This window comes from Arthrobacter sp. MYb224 (assembly GCF_002975455.1).
GTDB lineage: Bacteria > Actinomycetota > Actinomycetes > Actinomycetales > Micrococcaceae > Glutamicibacter.
Map to the genome: position 1 here is coordinate 475,131 of NZ_PCPU01000002.1, position 22,141 is coordinate 497,271.

The window sequence follows — 22,141 nt, forward strand, 5'->3', positions numbered from 1 at the left end:
GTCGCATTCGAGGTTAAAACGTTTCCCCGAGCCGGTGGGTGCGGCTCGGGGAAACTGGAATCCTGAAAGTACTAGGCGGAGGTGAACTTGACCGCCGAGGTGCCGAGCCCCTCGATGCTCGTTTCCAAGATGTCACCGGCCTTGAGCCACGGGCGTCGCCCATGCTCGTCGCGGCGTCCCAAGGCAACGCCCGCTGGGGTGCCGGTGAGGATTAGGTCCCCGGGTTGCAGCTCGTTGATCACCGACAGGTAGGAGACCAGCTCGGCCGCGGAGAACACCAGATCATCGGTTGAGTCTTCCTGGACTACCGCGCCATTGACCTTCGTGGTGATTTTGGCTCCCGGGGTGAACTCTTCGGAGGTGACCAACCATGGACCCACCGGAGTCGACTTATCCCAGGCCTTGCCCTGCAGCCATTCGGTGGTTCGTCCCTGGAAGCCGCGCATGGAGACATCGTTGGAGACCGCGTAGCCGGCGATATGATTCTCCGCGTCTTCGATCGAGATCCGGCGTCCGGGTTTGCCGATGACGATGGCCAGCTCACCCTCATAGTCCATCCGGTAATCTTCGGCAGGAATTTCGACGGTGTCATTTGCTCCGCAGAGCGTGGAGGCGAACTTCGCGAAGACCGTGGGGAATTCAGGTTCTTCCGCTCCCACCTCGGCGATGTGGTTGCGGTAGTTCAGCCCAATGCAGTACACCTTGGCGGGGGTTGGGATCAGTGCGGCATAGTCTGCCTCGCCTTCGGCGATCGAATCGCCTACCATCGCCCGGGCGACGACTTCTTGCTGCGTTGCATTATCGAGGCGCAAGAATTTTTGAACGTTGGCGAGATTTTCCAGATAGTAAAGACGGCCCTCTTCGATGACGGCCGCTGTCGTCAGGCCCGGTTCGGTGGTCAGTCGCACGGTAGCTAGTTTCATGTTCCTATCTCACTACATCCGCACCGTCTTGGCTAGCCTGCTGAGGGGGCTAAATAGGCCAAAACGACACTCATATTCGGCCAAGTCAAGCAGAGGTTTATCAAAACGGTACTAAGGGAGTGGTGCATCGCCACGTAAACTTGGGAGAAAAGCTGAGGCGAGGAACCTCCTCCGAGTCAGTGGTTGAAACGAAACTAAAGTGAAGCAGGTCTTAATGTGGGTGACTTTTTCGGCGAGCGATATCGCCAAATTCTATTCGCCTCTTGGCAGCATTTGTGGTTGGTAGCCCAGTGCCTTGTCCTGGCGACGATCATTGCCGTGCTGATCGCCGTATTGGTGTATCGCAGTAAATCTTTATCCGGAGTGGCCAACGGAATCAGCGCCATCGGGCTGACCATCCCATCTTTCGCACTGATCGGTCTGCTGATTGTGCCTTTCGGCTTCGGCGTCTTGCCGGCGGTGATCGTGGTGACATTCTTCGCCGCCCTTCCGATCCTGCGCAATGCCATTGTGGGGCTGAACAACATCGAACCCACCGTCGTCGAATCGGCGAAGGGCATCGGGATGAGCCGCATGAAAACGCTGATCTCCGTTGAACTGCCTATGGCCTGGCCGGTGATCCTCAGCGGGGTTCGCATCTCGGCGCAGATGGTGATGGGCGTGGCGGCAGTGGTGTCCTACGCGCTGGGCCCAGGACTCGGCGGCTACATCTTCTCCGGCCTTTCCCGTCTAGGTGGCGCAAACTCCCTTGAATCCGTCATCACCGGCGTGGTCGGGGTCGTCATTCTGGCGCTCATTCTTGATTTGATCTTGCTCGGCATTGGCCGACTGACTACCCCGCGAGGTATCCGTGTCTGAAAATAAAGTCGAAACCAGTAACGAAAATAGCGTCACCGGGGCATCGATCATGCTTCAGGAGGTCACCAAGACCTACCCGGGCCAGAAGAAATCTGCGGTCGGTGGGCTCACCCTTGAGATCCCCGCCGGTTCGATCGTGATGTTTGTCGGCCCTTCGGGCTGCGGCAAAACTACCACGCTGAAAATGATCAACCGGTTGATCGAACCGACCTCCGGCGAGATCGTGATCAACGGCGAAGACGTCACCGACATGGATGGCGACGAGCTGCGTCGCCGCATCGGATATGTCATTCAGGCCGGAGGGCTGTTTCCGCATATGACCGTGGCGACAAATATCGCGATGGTGCCGAAGATGCTTGGCTGGTCCAAGGAGAAGATTGCCGCGCGCGTCGACGAGCTGCTGGAGTTGGTCTCACTGGACCCGGAGCTGTACCGCAACCGCTTCCCGAAGGAGCTCTCCGGGGGCCAGCAGCAACGCGTGGGCGTGGCCCGTGCACTGGCAGCAGACCCTCCGGTGTTGCTGATGGACGAGCCCTTCGGTGCGGTCGACCCGATTACCCGTCAGCGTCTGCAAGATGAGCTGCTCAATATTCAGTCGGAAGTCCAGAAGACCATCGTTTGCGTGACCCACGACTTCGACGAAGCCGTGAAGCTGGGGGACTGGATCGCGATCTTCAATGAAGGCGCACAGCTGGAACAGTACGATTCCCCCGAGCGCATCCTGGCCAACCCCGCCAGCGAATTCGTGGAGAACTTCATTGGATCCGGTGCCGGCTTGAAGCAGTTGACGCTGACCCGCGTGCACGAGGTGGAACTGTCCGAAGCCATCACCACCACCGCCGGGAAGAACGCTTCCGAGGTGCTTTCGCAGCTGCAAGGCGCCGGACGGAAATATGCGGTGGTCCTGGACTCGCGCGGCCGCCCGTTGCGTCGGCTCACCCGGCGCCAACTCTCCCGTGCGGAGATTATCGATGGCACCTATGATCCGGATTTGCCGGTTGTCGGCGAGCAGGCGACCTTGAACGATGCGCTGGACACCATGCTGGTGGCAAGCACCGAATCTGCGTTGGTGACCGGGCGTCGCGATGTGCTTCGGGGCATCATCACGGTGCAGACGGTGATGGAAGCGATCTCTGCGAGCAACGCCAACCTGGACGATGACCACGATGCACCGGTAGGCCTGAACTCCGGCGCCATCAATGTGGCAGACATCCAGACGGACCGCGGTCAAACCGGCGGTGAATCTTCATGAATGCCGAAAAACGAGGGCTGATCTACCAGCTCCTTGGCATCGCCGCGGCCTTCGGCATCCTGGTGATCTGGTTGGTCACCGCGAACCTCACGGAAACCGAACGGCAGACGCTGGATCCGGCAACCATTTGGGGCTATACGCTGGATCACCTGAAAATCACGGTGATCTCAGCGGTGATCGTGCTGATCATTGCGATTCCGCTGGGCATCATCTTGACCCGTCCAGCGTTTCGCAAGGCGGCGCCCGGGGTGCGTGCCGTCGCCAACTTCGGCCAGGCTGCCCCGGCCATCGGCGTGGTCGTGCTGTTGGCCTTCTGGCTTGGATTCGGTCCGAATACGGCCATCGTGTCCTTGGTGATCTATGCGATCCTCCCGGTCCTTTCAAACACCATTGTGGGCTTGCAACAGGTCGATGAACGACTGGTGGAAGCCGGGCGCGGCATTGGCATGAGCCAGATGGCGGTCTTGTTCAAGGTCGAGCTTCCACTCGCGGTCCCGGTGATGCTCTCCGGCATCCGCACCGCCTTGGTGCTGCTGGTAGGAACCGCCACCTTGGCCACCTTCATTAACGGTGGAGGATTGGGAATTCTGATTACCACCGGGGTGAACCTGAATCTGAACGTGGTGCTGATTGCAGGTTCGCTGCTGGTGGCCTTGCTGGCATTGACCATCGACTGGCTTGGACGAGTCGTGGAACAGGTCGCCCGGCCGAAAGGACTCTCATGAATCGGAAATTGAAACTTGGAGCCCTATCCTTCGCGGCCCTTTTAGGCCTGACAGGCTGCGGGCTGAGCCCCTCCACCGGCACGGTGCCCGATGCCAACCCGGGAATCATTGAAGAAATTCCAGATCTGGCCGATGACGCCAAGGTCACCGTCACCTCGAAGGCATTCACCGAGCAATTGATCTTGGGAAAAATCTCGGTGATTGCCTTGGATGTTGCCGGTTATGACGTCACGGATCTGACAAATGTGCCCGGATCCCAACCGGCACGCGAGCTGTTGCTCTCCGGGGACGCCAGCGCCTTGTGGGAATACACGGGTACCGCATGGCTGACCTATCTGGGCTATGAAGAACCGGTAGCCGGTGCCGAAGAGCAGTGGGAAGCGGTGCGCGAGGAAGATGTGGCCAACGGCATCGTCTGGGGAGAACCGGCGCCGCTGAACAACACCTACGCCATGGCCATGAACCGGAAGGTGGCTGATCGCTTGGGCATCACCAAGCTTTCGGAAATGTCCAAACTTGATTCGAACGAGCTGACCTTCTGTGTCGACCCGGAGTTCAACTCGCGCCGTGATGGGTTGACCCCGATGCTCGAGCACTACGGGATCGACCGCGGCAGCCAAGTCAAGGAAGAGAACATCGGTTTGTACGACGTGGGCGCCATCTACCAGGCAACCGCCGAGGGCGCTTGCAACTTCGGTGAGGTGTTCACAACCGACGGTCGCATCAGGGCGCTGGATCTTACGGTGCTGGAAGACGACAAGCAGTACTTCCCGAGCTATAACGCGGCGCCAGCGTTCAACGCCGAATTCTTGCAGGAAAATCCCGGGGTCAAAGACGTGATGGCGCAGATTGCGCCAATGCTGACCGATGAGGTGCTGCTGGAACTGAACTACCAGGTGGATGTTGAGGGGCGCGAGCCCGCCGATGTCGCCTATGAATGGATGCTGAACGAAGGTCTTATTAGCGCACCTTAGTGAAGCAACCGGCGTGATGGCCGTTCCAAGGATAGGTTCCTTGGAACGGCCATTTGCGGTTAATGACCCAGGCAAAACTTGCGCAGTGTTCACCCGCAGTTGGTTCGCCCGGTGGCCTTGCGCCGAGATACTGGATTAGTTAGCGTCCGGGGGCGCAAGATAGTTGTGTCGGTCCGGATGGTTTCTAGGAACCGTCGCGGGTACCGAACTTGCCGTCGACTTCGTCGGCAGACTTGGTGGCTTCGGCGGTAGTGGGGGACTCTTCCTGCCAGATCTCTTCCAGATCCGCGGCTAGTTCGGCTTCCTGCGCTTTTTTATTAGGTGCGTTCGGATCACTGGTCATGCGCCCAGTCTAGCCAGAATTACTGGGATCGGAGAGGGCTGAGTAGAAAAATTTTTGGAAATTAAATTACTAGTCAGAGCTGAAATGGCCCACCTTCTTTGAAATCGAGGAAAAGTTTGTTGCGCGACATGGTTGACGCTTCAACTTAAATAGTGCAATACTGGTACCAGCAAAACAAATTGAAACGTCAACTACAGTGTTGGCGATGACGACAAGGAACTGAAAATGACTGTATCTGCAACTTCACCACTGACCGTCGGCGCCTGGACCCTGGACGCTTCGCACTCGGAAATCGGATTCTCGGTTCGTCACGCAGGTGTTTCCAAAGTTCGCGGCAGCTTCCAGGATTTCGAGGCAACCTTGAACGTTGGCCAGAGCCTGGAAGAGTCCTCGATCGAAGCTACCGTTCAGATCGCTTCGGTCAACACCAAGGATGCAAACCGTGACGGTCACCTGACAAGCGCGGACTTCTTCAATGCCGAGGAATTCCCGGTTATGACCTTCAAGTCCACCGGCACCAAGGGCGACGCTGAAGACTTCGTTCTCGTTGGCGACCTGACCATCCGCGGCGTCACCAAGCAGGTTGAGTTCGCAGCTGAGCTCGGCGGCCAGGTGGTAGACGCCTTCGGCGCAACCCGTGCAGGCTTCTTCGCCTCCACCACCATCTCCCGCAAGGAATTCGGTATTACCTGGAACGCGGCTCTCGAAGCAGGCGGCGTTTTGGTCAGCGACAAGGTCAAGATCGAAATCGACGCTTCTTTCGTCCTGCCAACCGCAGAATAAGCTCCCGAAGCCATCTATGGGGGATGGCAAAGGGCCGATACAGGCAGAGACCTGGCGATGCGCGAAAGCGCATCGCCAGGTCTCTGTCGTTAACCGTGCTAGGCGGACGGTGCGCAGCGATTACGAGAATTCGGAGTACATGGCATCGGTTCCGGCAAAGGTGACCGCCATGACGATCATCAAAATTATGTAGAGCAACCCGATAATTCCGAATATGGTCCCGATCCAGCCGGTCACCTTGCCGACCGTGGCGTCGGTGTTGAATTCCCGTTCGGCCCTTTTGGCCTTCGAAATGGCGATTGGCCCCAAGATGATGCCTACGACGAATAGCGAAATGATACCCAAGATCATCGATGTCTGCGCCAACTGGGAACCTTGGACATGCTGCTGCGGATAAGCGTATCCGGGGTAGCCCGGTGCTGCACCAAATTGCTGGTTCTGGCCAGGGGTCTGGTACGGGTACTGCGGCTGCTGGCCGGGATTTCCTGAGGTGTAGGGATTATTCGGTTCGTTATTCGGGGTGCTCATGAGTGGTCCTTATTTATTTGAGAGAAAATGATTATCGTGTTTCTGCAGTCTTCACTGCTCTGGCATGCCTGAGCCGTAAATCGAGAACGGAAGTATGAAGAGGACCAGGAGGAAGTATCCTACGACCGCTAGCAGCTGCAGTGCTCCCAGGATCAAGCCGATCATCCCGGTGACTTTACCGACGGTAGCTTGAACCCCGTAGGCACGTTCGGCTTCGTTTCCTTTGATGATGGCGATCGGACCGAGGATCACGCCCACGACGAAAAGCGAGAGAATCCCGAGAATCATTGAAGTTTGCGACAAGGCAACGCCAGGATGCGGCGGCGGGTAGTGTCCGTTGAACTGGGTAGCAGGATCTTGGTAACTGGGCTGCGGCCCATACTGCGGCTGTGACATTTTGCCTCTGCCTCCTATGTAGTGCACTTCTAATGCTAAGCCCGCGTCATGCATTAACACACTCTGGTGGCGAATTTCTATACTTAGAGATCATGACTTGGGCTTCGTTCTTGGCATACCTCGGCGTATGCGTAATGGTCACTCTCTCACCAGGGCCAGATACCTTCTTGGTCCTTCGCTTTTCGCTGGTACGCCAGCTCCACGGTGTCGTCGCGGCTCTCGGCATGGTGACAGCCATTTTCGCCTGGGCCACGCTGGCCGGTGCAGGTGCCGCATCGTTGATGCAGCGCTACCCCGTCATCGAATCGATCATTGCAATGCTTGGCGGTCTGTACCTGATGTACTTGGGGCTATCCGGGTTCCTGAAATCTCGCGCCGTCGCCAAAGCCGATAGCGCCATTGCGCGCACCGAAACGCGAGCCGGCGCTCGGATGCGGGGTCAAACCTTGCGCCGATCTTTTGTTGCTGGTGTGCTTTCGGCAGCGCTGAATCCGAAATTAGGATTGTTGTTTCTGGCGATGATGCCAAGCTTTATCCCCAAGGAATCGAGTACCCTGCTGTGGGGAATGGGCTTGGGTGCAATCTTTGCGGCGGTTGGATTTCTATATCTATTGATATTGAGCGCAGTGGCATCCAAGGCCATGCAGTGGTTCAAGAAGCCAGAGATCACTCTTCGCTTGGAATGGACGGCCTGTGCAGCGCTTTTCCTTATGGGCATTGGAGTGCTGCTGAGCGCTTTCCTTTAGGCGAGCTGCCTTGCTAGCCAGCGGGCATGCAGCCAGGTCGCTGAGACAACCAAGACGATACTGAGCCAAAAGCCGATACCGAATATGCGCGAGAAGTTTCCCTGCTCAGCAAGGTCGGCCGTGAGGTAGGTAGCCGCCGAGGCCCCGAAAAACAGCGAGAACACAAACAGTGAAACAGTTGTGGCCCGCGCTTGCGGTGCTACTTCGGTGGCCCAACCTTGCATGGACGAATGCATGACCGCGTTGGCTACCCCGAGCAGGAACGCGGTACAGGTGAAAGCCGCAGGCGACGGAGCAAAAGCCGAAGGCGCAAAGCTCGCCCAAAGGACTGCGCCACCGATGCCGATGAGCCACGTACGGGAAAACCGCGACACGAGCAAGCGCATGAGCCGCGCACCGAAAATCACTCCACCCGCGAATCCGCAACCAAGCAGGCCCGAGATCCAAATGCCGACGCCAGCATCTTGCAAGGCGGGAACTACATAGGCAAGCATCCCTATCAACAGCCCGCCTTCGAGGAATACCACCGCGTACAGGAGCACATTCTCTGCGCCGAAGGCCGCCTTGAAGTTCCGAGCGGTGGCTTCCCGAAGCGGTTCGGCCACCCGGCGTAGGGTTGCCAGCGCCGCTATCGCGCCTAGGGCGGGAAGAAGAAACACCAGGCGCCAATCCACGAACGTGGCAAGGGCCCCAGCCACAAGCGTGGCCAAGGTAGTTCCCAACGAAGAATAAATTTGCAGATCTGACAGACCACGGGCCTTAGCCAAGCCAACTCGAGTATCACCGAGCAGGGTCAGCAGGGTCGGATACAGCGCACCAAACATGAAACCCGTAAATGACCGGGCGATCAATAGGGGGAAGAACTCGGTGAATACGCTGCTCGCAATCGCGCCAAGCACCACTCCGAACAGCGCGCACCGCAACACGGTTAGTCGACCAAGCCTATCGCTGGCCAAGCCCCACAGCGGTTGTCCCAAGGCGTAAAGCAGGGAATACCCCGCCACGAGTTCGACGGCTTGAGACAGCGTAAGCGCAGTCGCCAAAGATAGTGCCAGAAACATTGGCGGGGTGGCATAACGATCGAAAAATGACAGGAACCCAACGAAGCGCAGGGCAGAGTCGGGCACCTGCTTGGCTGCTGCGGCCGGTGGTTTGCTCAAAGCTATTTCCTATCTTCAACCCAATACCTATAACCACCCTATGTAACCAGAGATGCGCCGTACTGTTCGCGGGTATGACCTAGTGCGGCCGGACAGCTAAGCGAAGTCCCGGAACTAGGCGTCGAGCAATTCTCTGCCCGATGCTGAGCCCGGGCAGAGATCCATGGAGCCGCACCGGTGAGTACTCGCCGGAGGTGGGGTGTCGAACTGAAATCGCGATCCGGTACCGCTGGCCGTCCGGAGTATCGCTGTCGCCGGAAGTAGCACTCGAACTATTTGTGAACTTTAGTGGTTATTAATGTTCTTTTGTGTATACACTAATTAGGAATCAACGTTCAGACGTAGAATCCGGCTCCGCTTCGTGTGGTCTTCACACGGCCGGGGGCGCCGAATTCAAGAATTCCGAAAGGTCACTACATATGACGACTCCAGTCCAGGGAAAATCCACCAACGCCGCAGATGTGATCGTCGTCGGTGGAGGCAATGCAGCCTTCACCGCCGCACACGCCGCGGTCACGCGCGGCCGCAAGGTCCTGCTGTTGGAAAAAGCTCCGAAGGATCAGTTCGGCGGAAACAGCTACTACACCGCCGGTGCCACCCGCATCGCGCACAACGGTCTGGAAGACCTGCAGGATTTCATCGAATTCGACGAGCGCCACCAGCTCTCCGAGGTGCCGCCCTACACCGCGGAAGACTACGCAGGGGACATGGCGAAGGTCACCGAGGGGCGCAACGACAAGGAATTGACCGAGGTTCTGGTCACCGAAGCGGCACCGGGCTTGCGTTGGCTGAAGTCCCTGGGGTTGAAGTACCGCCTCATGTACGAGCGCCAGGCTTACTCCCGCGAAGATGGCACCTTCCTCTTCTGGGGCGGGCTGCATGTCGGGAACGTGGACGGCGGAGAAGGCCTGATGAAGGACCACCTTGCGGTGGCCGAGAAGCTGGGCACCGAGGTCCGCTTCGAGCAGGATGTCTTCGCGCTGATCGTTGAAGACGGCACGGTCAAGGGTGTCAAGGTTCGCCAGAGCGACGGCAGCGTGCAGGAACTGCGCGCCGAGTCGGTCGTGCTGGGAGCCGGTGGCTTCGAATCCAACCCTGAGCTGCGCAAGGAGCACTTGGGGGAGGGCTGGGAGAACGCCAAGGTCCGCGGCACCCCCTACAACTACGGTGCGATGATCCAGGCCGGACTGGAGATCGGCATTGCCAAGGGCGGAGACTGGAGCACCTGCCACTCGGTGCAGTGGGACGCATTCACCGCGCAGAACGAATCGAACCGTGAACTGACCAACCGCCTGACCCGCCAGTCCTACCCGTTGGGAATCATCGTCAACAACCGTGGCGAGCGCTTCCTCGACGAAGGGGCGGACTTCCGCAATCTGACCTACGCCAAGTACGGCCGCGAAATCTTGAAGCAGCCGGATTCGGTCGCCTACCAGATCTTCGACGCAAATTTGCGTCCGATGCTGCGCAGCGAAGAATACGAGATGCCAGGTATCTCCGAAGTCGTTGCCGATACCATCGAGGAGCTGGCCGCAAAGATCAATGTGGACCCCGCTTCGCTGACCAAGACCATCACCGAATTCAACGGCGCCATCGACACCAGCATCCCCTTCGACCCCAATGTGCTGGACGGCCGCGCCTCGAAGGTCAGCCCGGTCAAGAGCAACTGGGCCACCCCGTTGGCCACCGGCCCGTTCTACGCTTACCCGGTAACCTGCGGCATCACCTTCACCTTCGGCGGGCTGAAGGGGGACACCGAAGGCCGCGCGCTGAACGAGGAAGGCCAGCCGGTACCGGGCCTGTTCGTCTGCGGCGAGATGCTCGGTGGACTGTTCTCGGCCAACTACCCAGGTGGTTCGGGTCTTGCCGCCGGTGTCGTGTTTGGCCGCCGAGCCGGTAATCTGGCTTAAGGCATAGTGCAGTTCTCTCGCACGCGGCACCGCGTGCGAGAGAACTGCAGATCAATACTGTTGAACGCAGAATGGCGGGGCATGGCGAAGATCGATTCGGAAACGATTCACGCGCAGTTGAAGGAAGACCTGCTGCGCGGTGCCTTCGCGCCCGGAGATCCGTTGCGTGAGGTCGCGCTGGCCGAACGCTTCGGTGTCTCGCGCACCCCGGTGCGCGAAGCGCTCACCAGGTTGCTGCATGAGGGACTGCTCGAACGCCGCGCCCGCGGATTGTTCGTGCGCGAAATCGACCCGGAGCAGATCATGCAGGTTTACGACCTGCGCATCATGCTCGAAGGCCAAGCCGCTGCGGAGGCCGCGCGGAGTCGGACCGACCCGGACCTGGTCAGGCTCGAAGCGCTCGTTGAACGAGATCGGGAACTGGTCGATCCCGATGATTCAACGCGTTTGCTGACAAATATCGAGTTCCACCGCTCGCTTTGGCGTGCCGCGCACAATCCGGTGCTCGAAGACCTGTTGGAGCGCTTGGCAACGCATCAACTGCACGCCCCAACCTCGACGCTGTCGGTGGGATCCCGCTGGGCCGAATCCCTCGATGAGCACCAGCGCATCGTGGAGCTGATTAGTGAGCGCCGTGCCGACCAAGCGCAGGAGCAAGTCCGGACGCATATGTCGACGGCGAAGTCGATGCGCTTGAAAATGTTCTCCCACCTCTAAATCATTCACCCAAAATCTCGCCACTGGCGGGAGTCTTGGCGCTAATGCCCCGCCATGACAGCACTGGCGAGGAAACCGTTGACTCTCCCATGGCGCAACGCGACCGTTCGAGCAGCAAGATGCTGCGCGTTCTGATAACGGCTGGTCGAGCAATAGCACCGACTTGCAGGAAGTGCATTCCGCGGACCTGGTTGCCGGGCAGGAGAATGCTTCGCTATCCCCTGCCGAGCAACCCAAAGAAGTTGCAGCGACGGCAAAAGCTGGCAGGGCCGATTAATAGAATCGTGGCCGGATCCCCTTGGAATTTCAGGAACGGGATCCGGCCGCGATGGCTTTAATGAGTGTTTTTGCTACAGCCCGCGCACCAGCAGCACGTCCAGGGTGCGTGGTCCGTGCACGCCTTCCACCCGCTCCAGCTCGATATCGCTGGTAGCCGACGGGCCAGAGATCCAGGTCAACGGGCGGGTGATGGTCAGCCGGGGCATTGCTTCGGGAAGCAGCTGCACGATGCTGGACACCGGAACGATGCACAGGTGATGGTCCGGGACCAGTGAAATCGCGCGGCGCCCCTGGTTTGGTTCACCGTCGAGGATGATGGTTCCGGACTCGGCGATGGTGACTTGCGAGGAGGTCACCACGGCGCTGGTCTCATCCAGTTCGGCAACCGTAAGCCGTGACCCTGGGGCATCGGCAATCTGGGCGACACCCTGCGGCAGGTCAGCCAGCCACCGCTGATCCAGCCCATGCGGGAAGACCACCGAATTAGCGTCCTTCAGTTTCGCGGCGACAAGCTCGGGAATCTGTGCGTTGTCGATGACCTCTACTCCCGCCTTGTAATCGACCAGCCGGTCCACCAGCATTTCGATGAGCTCTTCCTCGGACATCTGCGAGGAGGTGCGGTACTCGCGGGGAGTTTCCTCGGCCACCGGCGCATCTGACAGCGCCGAACGGATGCGGCCTAGGATTTCTTCTTTGGCGCTCACTTGGACTCCTTTTCGTCGCTCCACCAGTCGCGGAAGGACTTGTTTGGCGGGGCGGGGATATCGCGGCTCTGCGTCCAGCCGGCCGCGATGCCCGGAAGCTTTTTGATCTTCTTATCCTTGCCGGCCATCAGGCGGCCCAGCGGCAGAGCCTTTTCAAGCAGGCCCAGGTTCTTGCCCTTGCCCAGTGCCCAGGAACCGCCCTTCATCATCAGGTCCATTTGGGTTGGGATCTTATGCGTCTCGCGTTTGGCATCCACGTCTTCGCCGCGCAGGTGCACGAGGATCTCGGGGATATTGATCTTCACCGGGCACGCGTCGTAGCATGCGCCGCACAGCGAGGAGGCATAGGGCAGCGAACCGTTGTCCTCTGCCTCGATGCCGGTCATCAGCGGGGACAGGATCGCGCCAATCGGGCCGGGGTAGGTCGAACCGTAGGCGTGGCCGCCGGTGCGCTCGTACACCGGGCACACATTCATGCAGGCCGAGCAGCGGATGCAGTTCAAGGCGGTGCGGCCAAAGCGGTCCGACAGGGCGCGGGTGCGACCGTTATCCAGCAGCACGATGTGCACATCTTGCGGTCCGTCGTCGGCGCTGGCACCTGTCCACAGCGAGGTGTACGGGTTCATGCGCTCGCCAGTGGAGGAGCGCGGAAGCAACTGCATGAAGACTTCGAGGTCCTCCCACTTTGGCAGGACCTTCTCGATGCCCATGACGGTAATCAGGGTTTCCGGAAGGGTCAGGCACATGCGGCCGTTGCCCTCGGATTCCACGACGCCCAGGGTGCCCGTATCTGCCAGGGCGAAGTTCGCACCGGAGATCGCGACCTTGGCGGCCAGGAACTTCTTGCGCAGATGCGAACGGGCTGCCTCGGCCAGCTTGGCCGGCTCATCGGTGAGCTCCGGGTCCACCGAAGGCATTTCCTTCAAGAAGATATCTCGCACCTCGGTGCGGTTCTTGTGGATTGCCGGAACCAGAATATGGCTTGGCTTGTCGTTGCCCAGCTGAACAATGAGTTCGGCGAGGTCGGTTTCGAAGGCCTCGATGCCTTGAGTTTCAAGGTACTCGTTCAAACCGATTTCCTGGGTGGCCATGGACTTGACCTTGACCACCTCGGTGGAGCCGGTCTCCTTGACCAGCTCGGTGACGATCTTATTGGCCTCGGTGGCATCCCGTGCCCAGTGCACGGTGCCACCACGGGCGGTGAAGTTCTTCTCGAACTGGAGCAGCAGCTCTTCGACATTTGCCATCGCGTTGTTCTTGATGGCCGAGCCGGCATCGCGCAGCTCTTCCCAGTCGGGAAGTTCACCGACAACCTTCACCCGCTTGTCGCGAATGGTGTGTGTGGCATGGCGCAGGTTCTTGCGCATCTGGGTGTTGCCCAGCTCGCGGTGCGCGGCCTGGGGGAATGGCTCCTCTTCGAAAAGGTTGCCATGTCCCGCGGCTGGCATGCCGAGGAATACCTGAGTCACAGTGTCACCGTCTCTTCCATGGTGCTGGCCAGAATATCGGCCAGGTGCAGGGTCTTTGGTTTAGCCCCGGTGCGTGAGAGGCCGCCTCCGATGTGCATCAGGCAGGAGGCATCGCCCCCGGCGCAGGCCGAAGCACCGGTGGAGCAGATGTTCTTCATCTTGTCTTCGAGCATGGCCGTGGAAACGTCGGCGTTCTTCAACGAGAAGGTGCCGCCGAATCCGCAGCACTGATCCGCCTCGGGAAGCTCCTCGACGGTAATGCCTCCCACGGTTTTCAGCAGGTCCAGCTGGCGGTCGCCAAGCCCCAGCGAGCGCTTGCCGTGGCAAGAAGGGTGATAGGTGATGGTATCCGGGAAATAGCTGCCCAGCTGGTCGGCGGCATTGCTCACGCCGAGCACGTCAACCAGGAGCTGTGAAAGTTCGTAGGTGCGCTTGCCGACGGCAATCGCACGTTCCTTTAACTCGGGCTTGCCGAGCCGCTCTGCCAGATACGGGTGCTGGTGCTTAACAGAGGCAACGCAGGAGCCCGAGGGAGCTACCGCGACGTCGTAGTCGTCGGTGTCAAAGGCATTAATGTGGTTTTCGACCACGGGCAGGGCTTCAGGCATGTATCCGGAGTTGATGTGCATTTGCCCACAGCAGGCCTGGGCCTTGGGGAAAATGACTTCATGGCCCAAGCGTTCCAGGATTTTGACGGTCGACTTGGCGGTTTCGGGGTACATGGCATCCACGATGCATGTGGCAAAGAGAGCAATCCGCATAGTAAATAACTCTTTCAAAGTGTGGTCTGACCATACTATGTGTTCATCTTTGGATAAGTCAAGATTTGTTGTGATCGTACTCACCTTGTAATCTAGGTGGTCGGACCACGTATGGTCAGACCAACTTCGAGTAAGGACGCCCACACCGTGTTTACACCCTCCACAGATCCAGTTGCGGGAAGTGTAGCGATCTCTGCACTTGTTGCCTTGATCCCTCTTCTCACCTTCTTTGTTTTGCTGGCAGTAATCAAGACCAAAGCGCATATAGCCGGCCTTGGCTCGCTGGCAGTGGCCATCATCATCGCGATCTTCGGTTGGCATATGCCAGTTGGCATGGCATTGAACTCCGGGGTGATGGGCATGGTCTTCGGCGCCTTCCCGATCGTCTGGATCGTGGTGATGGCCATCTTCCTCTACCAGGTGACGGTGAAGTCCGGACGCTTCGAGGATCTGCGCCGCGTCTTTGACGTGATCGGTGGTGGCGACGTGCGTATCCAGGCCGTGCTGATCGCCTTCTGCTTCGGTGGCCTGCTCGAAGCGCTGGCAGGTTTCGGCGCACCGGTGGCAATTACCGCAACCATGCTGCTGGCTCTGGGTCTGGCTCCTTTGCGTGCGGCTTGCGCCGTCCTGATCGCCAACACCGCCCCGGTTGCCTTCGGCGCAGTGGCCATCCCGATCACCACCGCCGGTGCCCTGACCGGAATCCCGGCCACCGAGATCGGTGCGGTTGTGGGCCACCAGTCACCCCTGCTGGCGCTCTTTGTTCCGTCGATTCTGGTGCTGGTTATCGACGGCTGGCGCGGTATGCGCCAGACCCTTCCGGCGACCCTGACCATCGGCATTTCCTTCGGTGTGGCCCAGTGGCTCTGCTCGACCTACTTCTCCTACGAGCTGACCGATATCGTGGCCTCGCTCGTTGGCCTGGCCGCCGCAGTGATTCTGCTTCGCTTCTGGACTCCAAAGGGTGCCGACGAAGCGCGTGCGCGAGTGCTGACCGCGGAGGCTGCTGCCGAGCCGGTGGAGCACAACAAGAAGCTGCACGCCAACAACACCTGGATGGCCTTGTTCCCGTACCTGCTGGTGATCGTGATCTTCGGTATTGCCAAACTGTGGAAGCTGGGCGTTGACATTCCCGCGTGGCTGGCCAGCACCGATATCAAGTTCGGCTGGCCAGGACTGCATGGCAGCGTGGTCGATGCAGCGGGCGAGGCCGTATCCTCCACTATCTACAATTTCTCCTGGCTGTCCTCCCCGGGCACCCTGCTCTTGATCACCGGTGTGATCGTTGCATTCGTCTACTCGCGCAACACCGGCAACGGCAAGTACGCCATGACCTTCGGCGAAGGCATGGCAGAAGTTGGCAAGACTATCTACAACATGCGTTATGCGGCGCTGACGATCCTCTCGGTGCTGGGCCTGGCCTATGTGATGAACCTGTCCGGTCAGACCATCACCGTGGGCACCTGGCTCGCCGGTGCCGGTGGCGCCTTCGCTTTCCTTTCCCCAATCCTGGGCTGGATCGGTACCGCCGTGACCGGTTCGGATACCTCCGCCAACGCACTGTTCGCCAAGCTGCAGCAGACCGCCGGCGTCAACGCTGGCATCGACCCAACCCTGCTGGTTGCGGCGAACACCTCCGGTGGCGTGGTCGGCAAGCTCATCTCCCCGCAGAACCTGGCAATTGCCGCCACCGCGGTGAAGATGGAAGGCCAGGAATCGGTGATTCTCAAGAAGGTTGCCGGCTGGTCCGTAGGCATGCTGCTGGTACTGTGTACCCTGGTTTACCTCCAGTCCACGCCGATTTTGTCGTGGATGCTTCCGTAATCTAGTTCAAGGCTAAAATGGTCTTCTGATGTCTATTACTCCAGCCCCGCGTGCGTATCAAGTCGTCCTTGAGTCAATCGAGGCAGACCTCCGTTCCGGAAAACTCGCCATTGGGGACCAGCTCCCCGGCGAGCGTGCGCTCGCGGAGCAGCATCAGATTTCCAGAGCATCGGTTCGCGATGCCATCCGCGTTCTGGATGTGCTGGGCTTGGTCAGAACCTCTACGGGTTCCGGCCCGAACTCTGGCGCGGTTATCATCTCGAACCCGTCCGCGGGTATTTCCCACGCTCTGCGCATGCACTTGGCAGCGAAGGGCATCAACGTTCGCGAAATAGTTGAATCCCGAATCTTGATGGAAACCTGGGCTGCCCAGATGAATCCGCGAAATCAGGCGCATGCCCAACAGGTCATTGACCGCACCGCGGTGCTGATCATGCGCATGGATGACCCGCAGCTTTCCCGCGACGCGTTCCACCGGATCGATGCCGAATTCCACGTGTTGCTGGCCTCCATGGCGGGTAATTCGGTGGTGGAAACCATGATGGAATCCTTGCGAAACTCGATTAGCCAGTACGTCTCCGAATCAATTCCCGATGATGAGTCTTGGCAGCCGATCGTGCGGGTGCTCCGCCGACAGCACAAGGCCATTCACCACGCTTTCGCCACCAACCAGCGCGAACGTGCAGCGCAGCTGCTGGAAGAGCACATCACCTGGTTCTATTCGCAGACACGCTAAGGCACAAGGAATACCCCGGTAGCTATCCCGCAAGTGGGAAAGCTACCGGGGTATTCCTTGTCTCCAGCGCAGGCATGCACATTTTGATAAGTTCTCTGGCTTGTCGAGGCAAGAATGAATGGCACGACATAAAGCCCTGCGGAACTCGTCTATGCATCAGCTGGTCTGGGCACGAAGAATTTTGTCGGGCAAGCAAATAGACTTGAGGTACCGCTTCCCTCGGACCTGAGCCGCAACGAATGGTGGACATGGAATATACGCTGTCTTTTCCCGAGCTGAACCGTTACTTCGCTGCCCGAACGATGATGGAAGGCAGCCTCATCCATTCGTCGGGCGAGGTGAACCCGTACCGCTGGGTGCAGACCGGCGGGATGAGTCGTGTCCACGCCGACGTGGCCGACGCCGATGCGTTCATCCAGCTGGAACTGAATAATGGAAAAGTCCACTATGCTTTTAGCTGCTCGGCCAAAGAACCAGCGGGACCATGCAAGCACATCGCCGCGCTGGGTCTGTACCTAACGCGTAACCCGGATGAGGAACTGACGGTCAACGATGACTCCAGCCTCGACGCCCACGATGGGTCGAGTCCGCGGCCGATTCCGCACTGGCAGCGATCCTTGCAAGCACTCTTGCCCGTGGCGGAACCCGAGGCCGATATCGTCGAACTGGGCATGCTGGTCTCGGTGGTTCATGAACGATATCGGCATGCTGAGTCCTATGACATCAAAGTGCGTCCGGCCCAACCGGGAAGCCGCTCGCCCTGGGTGCAAAGCGGCGTCTCATGGTCGAATCTGCAAAATGACAAGCGTTTCGATGAGACGCAACGCAAGGCGATGATGGAGTTGCACGGGCTGACGCTGCGACAGGGCGAAGCCTACTATTACAATCATTGGGGCAACGATTGGGTAACCCTCAACGCCCTGCCGGGTGAAGAGCTGGTGCACTGCCTGAAGAACATCCGCGATTCGGGTGTCGCGATCGTGGCCGCAAAGACGAAGGAACCCATCAACTTCCCGCAAGCGCCTGCCACGGGTTTTGTTGATTTTACGGAAGGTCCCGCCGGGCTCACCCTGGATCCCAAGATTTCGGCTCCAGAGGGATTTCCGAAATCCATGATCGCGCTGGGCAGGCCACCGGCCGCGGCCGTGTTCTCTGACGGGGCACCGGATAAGGGCGGCTCCTTGCATCTTGCCTGCTTCGAACCGGCGATTACCAACGAGCTCATAGATCTTATCCGCAATGGTCCGTTGGAAATTCCGGCAGATCAGATAGCCGAATTCAACCAATCGTTCTTGTCCCGGGTGCGTCTCGTTGCGCCGCTGAGCAGTACCGATGGAAGCTTTGACGTACCGGAACCGGCGCGGCCAATGCTGCGGCTTGAACTGCGGCATTCGCGCAACGAATTGACCGGAGAGTTCTCCTGGCAGTATGCCGATGCGGGGGTGCGCCAGCGGAAGACCGAACGGCTGATCGCCCGCAGCATCCTCGACAAGGTCGGGTCCGCGCACCCCTTGGTGCAGATGAACACGGGAAGCTTCGCGCCACTGAGCCTGGACACTAGCGCGAGCATCGACTTTGTGCTTGATACCTTGCCATTGCTGCGTGAACACCCCGATGTGCACGTCGATGAGCAGACCGCAGTGCCTGACTATCGAGTCGCCGAGGGGCAAGCTGTGGTACGCATCGGGGCCGGCGAATCGAGCACTGATTGGTTCGACCTAGACGTCGATATCAAGCTCGCCGACCAGGACATTCCCTTTGTCGAGCTGTTCAGCGCGCTCAGCGCCGGGGATGACTACCTGGTGCTGGAAGACGCTAAGGTGGTTCCCATCGACGGCGAAGAGTTCCATATCTTGCGCCAGCTCATTGCGGAAGCCGGTGAACTGGCGCAAAGCACATCCTCGGGAGTGCGAATGCACCGGTTGAGCATTGACTGGTGGCAAGAGCTGGTAGCGCTGGGCATTATCGAAGCTCAGGAAAATGAGTGGCTCACCGCGATGGCGAAGCTGACCGGGATGGATGGTCCGGAACCGGTTCAGGTCACCGAAACCTTTACCGCTACCTTGCGCGACTATCAGCAGCAAGGGCTCAATTGGTTGGACTTTTTGCGCCGCCATCAGTTGGGTGGTGTGCTCGCGGACGATATGGGACTGGGCAAGACGGTTCAGTTGCTCGCCGCACTGGACAAAGCCCGTCACGAGGATCCGGACGCCAAATATCTGGTGGTCGCCCCTACCTCGGTGGTAGGCAACTGGGCGAGCGAGGCGGCCAAATTCACGCCGCAGCTTCGCACCACGGCGCTGGGTGAGACAAGCACCAAGCGCCGTTCGAGCGTGGCAGAGGCAATCGGCGATGCACAGCTGGTGATCACCAGCTACGCAATTTTCCGTCTGGATTTCGAGCACTTTGAAGCGATGGGCTTCTCGGTGTTGATTCTGGACGAAGCGCAAATGGTCAAGAACCACGCTTCCAAGGGATATAAGCAGGTTCGCCAGATTCAAGTGCCGTGCAAGTTCGTGGTCACCGGCACTCCGGTGGAAAACAACCTCTTGGAACTCTGGGCGCTGACTTCGTTAGCCGCCCCCGGCCTGCTCGGTGGGCTCAAGGCCTTCAAGGACAGCTATTCCAAGCCCATCGCTTCGGGGGATGGCTCGCGAATGCAACGGCTGAAGAGCAGGTTGCGTCCCTTTGTCCTGCGCAGGACCAAGGAGCAGGTGGCCAAGGACCTTCCGGCGAAGACCGAACAGGTCATTTACGTGGACCTGGAACCGGCGCACCGCAAAGCCTACGACCGGCGTTTCCAGCGTGTTCGCCAAGAGGTGCTGGGTCTGGTGCAAGACGTGGATTCCAACCGGTTCAAGATATTGCAGTCGCTGACCTTGCTTCGCCAGCTTGCCTTGGATCCCTCGCTTGTCGATGAAGGGACCGGACCAAGCGCGAAACTTGAACTGCTGCATTCGCTGCTGGAAGATGCGGTGGCCGAAGGCCATAAGATCTTGGTTTTTAGCCAGTTCACCTCGTTCTTGTCCAAGGCTCGCGGTGTTGCCCTACACCTTGGCTTTGAAACCGGCTATCTGGACGGAAGCACCAGCGGGGCAAAGCGCCGAGAGCTAATCGATGATTTTGGGCTCGGCAAATTCCCGGTCTTCTTCATTTCGCTCAAGTCCGGAGGGTTCGGCATTAACCTCACCGCAGCGGACTACTGCATTTTGCTGGATCCGTGGTGGAATCCCGCGGCCGAAGCCCAGGCTATCGACAGGGCGCACCGCATCGGTCAGGATAAGCCGGTGTATGTGTACCGGTTGGTTGCGAAGGACACCATCGAAGACAAGGTCCTGGCTTTGCAGGCAAGGAAGACCCAGCTCTTCAACGATGTGCTGGGGGATTCGGACCAAATGGCGGCGGCTGCATCCCTGAATACCGAGGATTTCCTGGCGCTTCTCGAATAACCGGGATTATTGGGGATCTTCGATTTCCTCATTCATACGGTGCAGCAGGTCGGCGAAACGACGCACATCCGTCTCGTCCCATTCGGACAAGCGGCGGTGTAGCCGCTCGCGCAGGGTATTCCCGCTGACCTTCCAGGCCTCGCGCGCTTTTCCGGTGACCGAAACCAGCTGGGCTCGGCCATCGTTTGGATCCGAAGTACGCGTAATGAGCCCCATGGTCTCAAGCTGCTTGACCATCCGAGAAATGGTGGCCTTGTCCAGTTCGAGGTGTTCGGCGAGGACACCTTGCTGCTGTGCATCGTGGTGAATCAAGAAGGACAGAATCCGGTAGCCCGGTGCCTGCAACTCCGGATGGATCGCTTTGGCGCGTTCGCGGATTGTCTGGCGGGCGCGAAGCAGGGTGGTGGTGAACTCTTTTTCCACCTCGGAAAGCAGCTTTTCATCGTGCATGGTTACCATTCTAGGTATCTCCGGCCCGGTCATCGACTTTTAGCTCGCAAATAAGACCATGGCGCGGTTGCATGCACCGGGCGCAGGATGCATTTAGCGGTGGGGTGGTGCCATGGATAACAACGTAAATTACTTGAAGCTTCAATAAACTTGAGTGTATCCTTGTCTCATGACGCAGCCAGCAGAACTCCCTCCAGTCCTCTTCCTTAGCCATGGTGCACCGCCATTGGCCGATGACGCCCGATGGACCAGTGAACTAGCTGACTGGTCAGGTGCCATCGATAAACCCAAGGACATTCTGATGATCTCCGCGCACTGGGAAAATGCGCCGGTGACGCTGAGTGCCACGCAGCAGAAAAACGAACTTGTCTATGACTTCTGGGGCTTTCCGCAGAAGTACTATGACGTACGCTATGACGTGCCTATGGCTCCAGAGCTAGCAGCTGAGGTTGAGCGGCTGACCGCAACGCATGGTCACCACGTGGAGCGCGATGAGACTCGCGGGCTCGATCATGGCGCCTATGTGCCGTTGAAGGAAATGTTTCCGGACGCCGACGTTCCGGTGGTGCAAATGTCGATGCCGACCCTGGATCCGGCTGGCCTGTTCGAACTCGGCAAATCGCTGGCCCCGTTGCGCGAACGCGGAACGCTGATCGTCGGGTCGGGTTTCACCACCCACAATCTGCGTTGGTTCAATCCTGCCGCGGGGGCCGATTCCGCTCCGCCGGCGGCTTCGAGCGAATTTGACCACTGGGCCGAAGAGGCGATGGCGCGCGGCGATGTGGACTCCATTCTTGATTTCATGCACAAGGCTCCGGCGGCCCGCGAGGCCCATCCGCGCTCCGAGCACTGGGCGCCACTGTACGTATCCCTTGGTGCCGCCGCCTACGCCTCTGGCGGTATCGACGCGAAGACTGCCATCGAAGGCTTCTGGTACGGACTGTCCAAGCGCTCCTGGACTCTGACCTAAAGTTCCGCAAGATCCCAAGAAACACAATAACGATCTCGCGGCCCGCCTGGGGCCGCGAGATCGTTATTGGTTCCAGAGCAGAGCGGTGCCACCAGGGGATTGTGCGCCACTTTCGCGAGGGTAGGCCCATTCGGCTGGAAGCATCGAGGCCAATTGCCGTTGAACATTAAGGGGCGGAGCTCGG

Annotated in this window: 21 protein-coding genes; 12 read left to right on the top strand and 9 right to left on the bottom strand. The window is 59.1% G+C overall.

All coding sequences use genetic code 11. The annotated features are described in order from the left end of the window. Window positions 1-71 precede the first annotated feature (71 nt). Entirely contained in the window at window positions 72-923 is an 852-nt protein-coding gene (locus tag CQ017_RS05340; protein ID WP_105552852.1) for a fumarylacetoacetate hydrolase family protein, read from the bottom strand. Window positions 924-1,139: 216 nt separating this feature from the next. Here CQ017_RS05340 and CQ017_RS05345 point away from each other — a divergent pair, with 216 nt between their 5' ends. The 4 genes from CQ017_RS05345 to CQ017_RS05360 are packed head-to-tail and all read left to right on the top strand — an operon-like array spanning window position 1,140 to window position 4,732. Beyond that, complete coding sequence (locus CQ017_RS05345) at window positions 1,140-1,781, top strand: ABC transporter permease (RefSeq protein ID WP_105552853.1); 642 nt, start codon at window positions 1,140-1,142, stop codon at window positions 1,779-1,781. Between the two features lie 49 nt (window positions 1,782-1,830). Continuing rightward, the gene (locus tag CQ017_RS05350; protein ID WP_105552854.1) at window positions 1,831-3,033 is read left to right on the top strand and encodes an ABC transporter ATP-binding protein; all 1,203 of its coding nucleotides are present in this window, start codon (window positions 1,831-1,833) and stop codon (window positions 3,031-3,033) included. Next, window positions 3,030-3,758 carry an ABC transporter permease gene (locus tag CQ017_RS05355; protein WP_105552855.1) on the top strand — a complete coding sequence of 243 codons (729 nt, stop codon included), beginning with the start codon at window positions 3,030-3,032 and terminating at the stop codon, window positions 3,756-3,758. The genes CQ017_RS05350 and CQ017_RS05355 overlap by 4 nt, the downstream gene beginning before the upstream one ends. Further along, window positions 3,755-4,732: a glycine betaine ABC transporter substrate-binding protein gene (locus CQ017_RS05360; RefSeq protein WP_105552856.1), complete on the top strand. Its 978-nt coding sequence runs from the start codon at window positions 3,755-3,757 to the stop codon at window positions 4,730-4,732. The genes CQ017_RS05355 and CQ017_RS05360 overlap by 4 nt, the downstream gene beginning before the upstream one ends. 184 nt (window positions 4,733-4,916) lie before the next feature. Here CQ017_RS05360 and CQ017_RS18040 read toward each other — a convergent pair whose 3' ends face one another. Beyond that, window positions 4,917-5,075 (bottom strand): hypothetical protein, encoded by a 159-nt coding sequence (locus tag CQ017_RS18040; RefSeq protein WP_181148386.1) that lies wholly within the window; start codon window positions 5,073-5,075, stop codon window positions 4,917-4,919. Window positions 5,076-5,300: 225 nt separating this feature from the next. Here CQ017_RS18040 and CQ017_RS05365 point away from each other — a divergent pair, with 225 nt between their 5' ends. Beyond that, entirely contained in the window at window positions 5,301-5,858 is a 558-nt protein-coding gene (locus CQ017_RS05365; RefSeq protein WP_105552857.1) for a YceI family protein, read from the top strand. A 120-nt stretch (window positions 5,859-5,978) separates the two neighbouring features. Here the strand turns inward: CQ017_RS05365 and CQ017_RS05370 are convergent, their stop codons facing one another. Beyond that, entirely contained in the window at window positions 5,979-6,386 is a 408-nt protein-coding gene (locus tag CQ017_RS05370; protein WP_105552858.1) for a DUF4190 domain-containing protein, read from the bottom strand. Between the two features lie 51 nt (window positions 6,387-6,437). After that, window positions 6,438-6,782, bottom strand: coding sequence for a hypothetical protein (locus tag CQ017_RS05375; RefSeq protein ID WP_105552859.1), 345 nt, complete (start codon window positions 6,780-6,782; stop codon window positions 6,438-6,440). Between the two features lie 32 nt (window positions 6,783-6,814). On the opposite strand from CQ017_RS05375, the gene CQ017_RS05380 reads away from it, so the two are divergent. Next, window positions 6,815-7,528, top strand: a complete 714-nt coding sequence (locus tag CQ017_RS05380) for a LysE family translocator (protein WP_105679027.1) — start codon at window positions 6,815-6,817, stop codon at window positions 7,526-7,528. On the opposite strand, the gene CQ017_RS05385 is transcribed toward CQ017_RS05380, so the two are convergent. Further along, the gene (locus CQ017_RS05385) at window positions 7,525-8,688 is read right to left on the bottom strand and encodes an MFS transporter (protein WP_258133505.1); all 1,164 of its coding nucleotides are present in this window, start codon (window positions 8,686-8,688) and stop codon (window positions 7,525-7,527) included. The genes CQ017_RS05380 and CQ017_RS05385 overlap by 4 nt on opposite strands. A gap of 419 nt (window positions 8,689-9,107) precedes the next feature. On the opposite strand from CQ017_RS05385, the gene tcuA reads away from it, so the two are divergent. Both tcuA and CQ017_RS05395 read left to right on the top strand, forming a co-directional pair. Beyond that, on the top strand, window positions 9,108-10,598 hold the full coding sequence (tcuA, locus tag CQ017_RS05390; RefSeq protein WP_105552861.1) for an FAD-dependent tricarballylate dehydrogenase TcuA: 1,491 nt from the start codon (window positions 9,108-9,110) through the stop codon (window positions 10,596-10,598). 81 nt (window positions 10,599-10,679) lie between these two features. Next, a complete protein-coding gene (locus CQ017_RS05395; RefSeq protein ID WP_105552862.1) occupies window positions 10,680-11,315 on the top strand; it encodes a GntR family transcriptional regulator in 636 nt (211 codons plus the stop codon). 350 nt (window positions 11,316-11,665) lie between these two features. Here the strand turns inward: CQ017_RS05395 and CQ017_RS05400 are convergent, their stop codons facing one another. The 3 genes from CQ017_RS05400 to CQ017_RS05410 are packed head-to-tail and all read right to left on the bottom strand — an operon-like array spanning window position 11,666 to window position 14,528. Then, the gene (locus CQ017_RS05400) at window positions 11,666-12,298 is read right to left on the bottom strand and encodes an LUD domain-containing protein (RefSeq protein WP_105552863.1); all 633 of its coding nucleotides are present in this window, start codon (window positions 12,296-12,298) and stop codon (window positions 11,666-11,668) included. Next, on the bottom strand, window positions 12,295-13,746 hold the full coding sequence (locus CQ017_RS05405) for a LutB/LldF family L-lactate oxidation iron-sulfur protein (RefSeq protein ID WP_105552990.1): 1,452 nt from the start codon (window positions 13,744-13,746) through the stop codon (window positions 12,295-12,297). The genes CQ017_RS05400 and CQ017_RS05405 overlap by 4 nt, the downstream gene beginning before the upstream one ends. A 17-nt stretch (window positions 13,747-13,763) precedes the next feature. Continuing rightward, complete coding sequence (locus tag CQ017_RS05410; RefSeq protein ID WP_105552864.1) at window positions 13,764-14,528, bottom strand: (Fe-S)-binding protein; 765 nt, start codon at window positions 14,526-14,528, stop codon at window positions 13,764-13,766. 111 nt (window positions 14,529-14,639) lie between these two features. Between CQ017_RS05410 and CQ017_RS05415 the strand changes: the two genes are divergently transcribed. The 3 genes from CQ017_RS05415 (at window position 14,640) to CQ017_RS05425 (ending at window position 20,537) form a co-directional block, all read left to right on the top strand. Next, the gene (locus CQ017_RS05415) at window positions 14,640-16,352 is read left to right on the top strand and encodes an L-lactate permease (protein WP_105552865.1); all 1,713 of its coding nucleotides are present in this window, start codon (window positions 14,640-14,642) and stop codon (window positions 16,350-16,352) included. 28 nt (window positions 16,353-16,380) lie between these two features. Continuing rightward, window positions 16,381-17,088: a FadR/GntR family transcriptional regulator gene (locus CQ017_RS05420; RefSeq protein WP_105552866.1), complete on the top strand. Its 708-nt coding sequence runs from the start codon at window positions 16,381-16,383 to the stop codon at window positions 17,086-17,088. A gap of 248 nt (window positions 17,089-17,336) precedes the next feature. After that, complete coding sequence (locus tag CQ017_RS05425) at window positions 17,337-20,537, top strand: DEAD/DEAH box helicase (RefSeq protein WP_181148394.1); 3,201 nt, start codon at window positions 17,337-17,339, stop codon at window positions 20,535-20,537. A gap of 6 nt (window positions 20,538-20,543) precedes the next feature. Here the strand turns inward: CQ017_RS05425 and CQ017_RS05430 are convergent, their stop codons facing one another. Then, window positions 20,544-20,987 carry a MarR family winged helix-turn-helix transcriptional regulator gene (locus CQ017_RS05430; protein ID WP_181148396.1) on the bottom strand — a complete coding sequence of 148 codons (444 nt, stop codon included), beginning with the start codon at window positions 20,985-20,987 and terminating at the stop codon, window positions 20,544-20,546. Window positions 20,988-21,156: 169 nt separating this feature from the next. Between CQ017_RS05430 and CQ017_RS05435 the strand changes: the two genes are divergently transcribed. Then, window positions 21,157-21,957 (top strand): dioxygenase, encoded by an 801-nt coding sequence (locus tag CQ017_RS05435; protein ID WP_105552869.1) that lies wholly within the window; start codon window positions 21,157-21,159, stop codon window positions 21,955-21,957. Window positions 21,958-22,141 lie beyond the last annotated feature (184 nt).

Bases quoted from the DNA above. Each gene is read 5' to 3' on its own strand.
- CQ017_RS05415 (WP_105552865.1), top strand. From the start codon at position 14,640: ATGGTCAGACCAACTTCGAGTAAGGACGCCCACACCGTGTTTACACCC.
- CQ017_RS05365 (WP_105552857.1), top strand. From the start codon at position 5,301: ATGACTGTATCTGCAACTTCACCACTGACCGTCGGCGCCTGGACCCTG.
- CQ017_RS05410 (WP_105552864.1), bottom strand. From the start codon at position 14,528: ATGCGGATTGCTCTCTTTGCCACATGCATCGTGGATGCCATGTACCCC.
- CQ017_RS05355 (WP_105552855.1), top strand. From the start codon at position 3,030: ATGAATGCCGAAAAACGAGGGCTGATCTACCAGCTCCTTGGCATCGCC.
- CQ017_RS05435 (WP_105552869.1), top strand. From the start codon at position 21,157: ATGACGCAGCCAGCAGAACTCCCTCCAGTCCTCTTCCTTAGCCATGGT.
- CQ017_RS05405 (WP_105552990.1), bottom strand. From the start codon at position 13,746: ATGCCAGCCGCGGGACATGGCAACCTTTTCGAAGAGGAGCCATTCCCC.
- CQ017_RS05430 (WP_181148396.1), bottom strand. From the start codon at position 20,987: ATGCACGATGAAAAGCTGCTTTCCGAGGTGGAAAAAGAGTTCACCACC.
- CQ017_RS05420 (WP_105552866.1), top strand. From the start codon at position 16,381: ATGTCTATTACTCCAGCCCCGCGTGCGTATCAAGTCGTCCTTGAGTCA.
- CQ017_RS05375 (WP_105552859.1), bottom strand. From the start codon at position 6,782: ATGTCACAGCCGCAGTATGGGCCGCAGCCCAGTTACCAAGATCCTGCT.
- CQ017_RS05395 (WP_105552862.1), top strand. From the start codon at position 10,680: ATGGCGAAGATCGATTCGGAAACGATTCACGCGCAGTTGAAGGAAGAC.
- CQ017_RS05425 (WP_181148394.1), top strand. From the start codon at position 17,337: ATGGAATATACGCTGTCTTTTCCCGAGCTGAACCGTTACTTCGCTGCC.
- CQ017_RS05370 (WP_105552858.1), bottom strand. From the start codon at position 6,386: ATGAGCACCCCGAATAACGAACCGAATAATCCCTACACCTCAGGAAAT.
- CQ017_RS05350 (WP_105552854.1), top strand. From the start codon at position 1,831: ATGCTTCAGGAGGTCACCAAGACCTACCCGGGCCAGAAGAAATCTGCG.
- CQ017_RS18040 (WP_181148386.1), bottom strand. From the start codon at position 5,075: ATGACCAGTGATCCGAACGCACCTAATAAAAAAGCGCAGGAAGCCGAA.
- tcuA (WP_105552861.1), top strand. From the start codon at position 9,108: ATGACGACTCCAGTCCAGGGAAAATCCACCAACGCCGCAGATGTGATC.
- CQ017_RS05360 (WP_105552856.1), top strand. From the start codon at position 3,755: ATGAATCGGAAATTGAAACTTGGAGCCCTATCCTTCGCGGCCCTTTTA.
- CQ017_RS05380 (WP_105679027.1), top strand. From the start codon at position 6,815: ATGCTAAGCCCGCGTCATGCATTAACACACTCTGGTGGCGAATTTCTA.
- CQ017_RS05340 (WP_105552852.1), bottom strand. From the start codon at position 923: ATGAAACTAGCTACCGTGCGACTGACCACCGAACCGGGCCTGACGACA.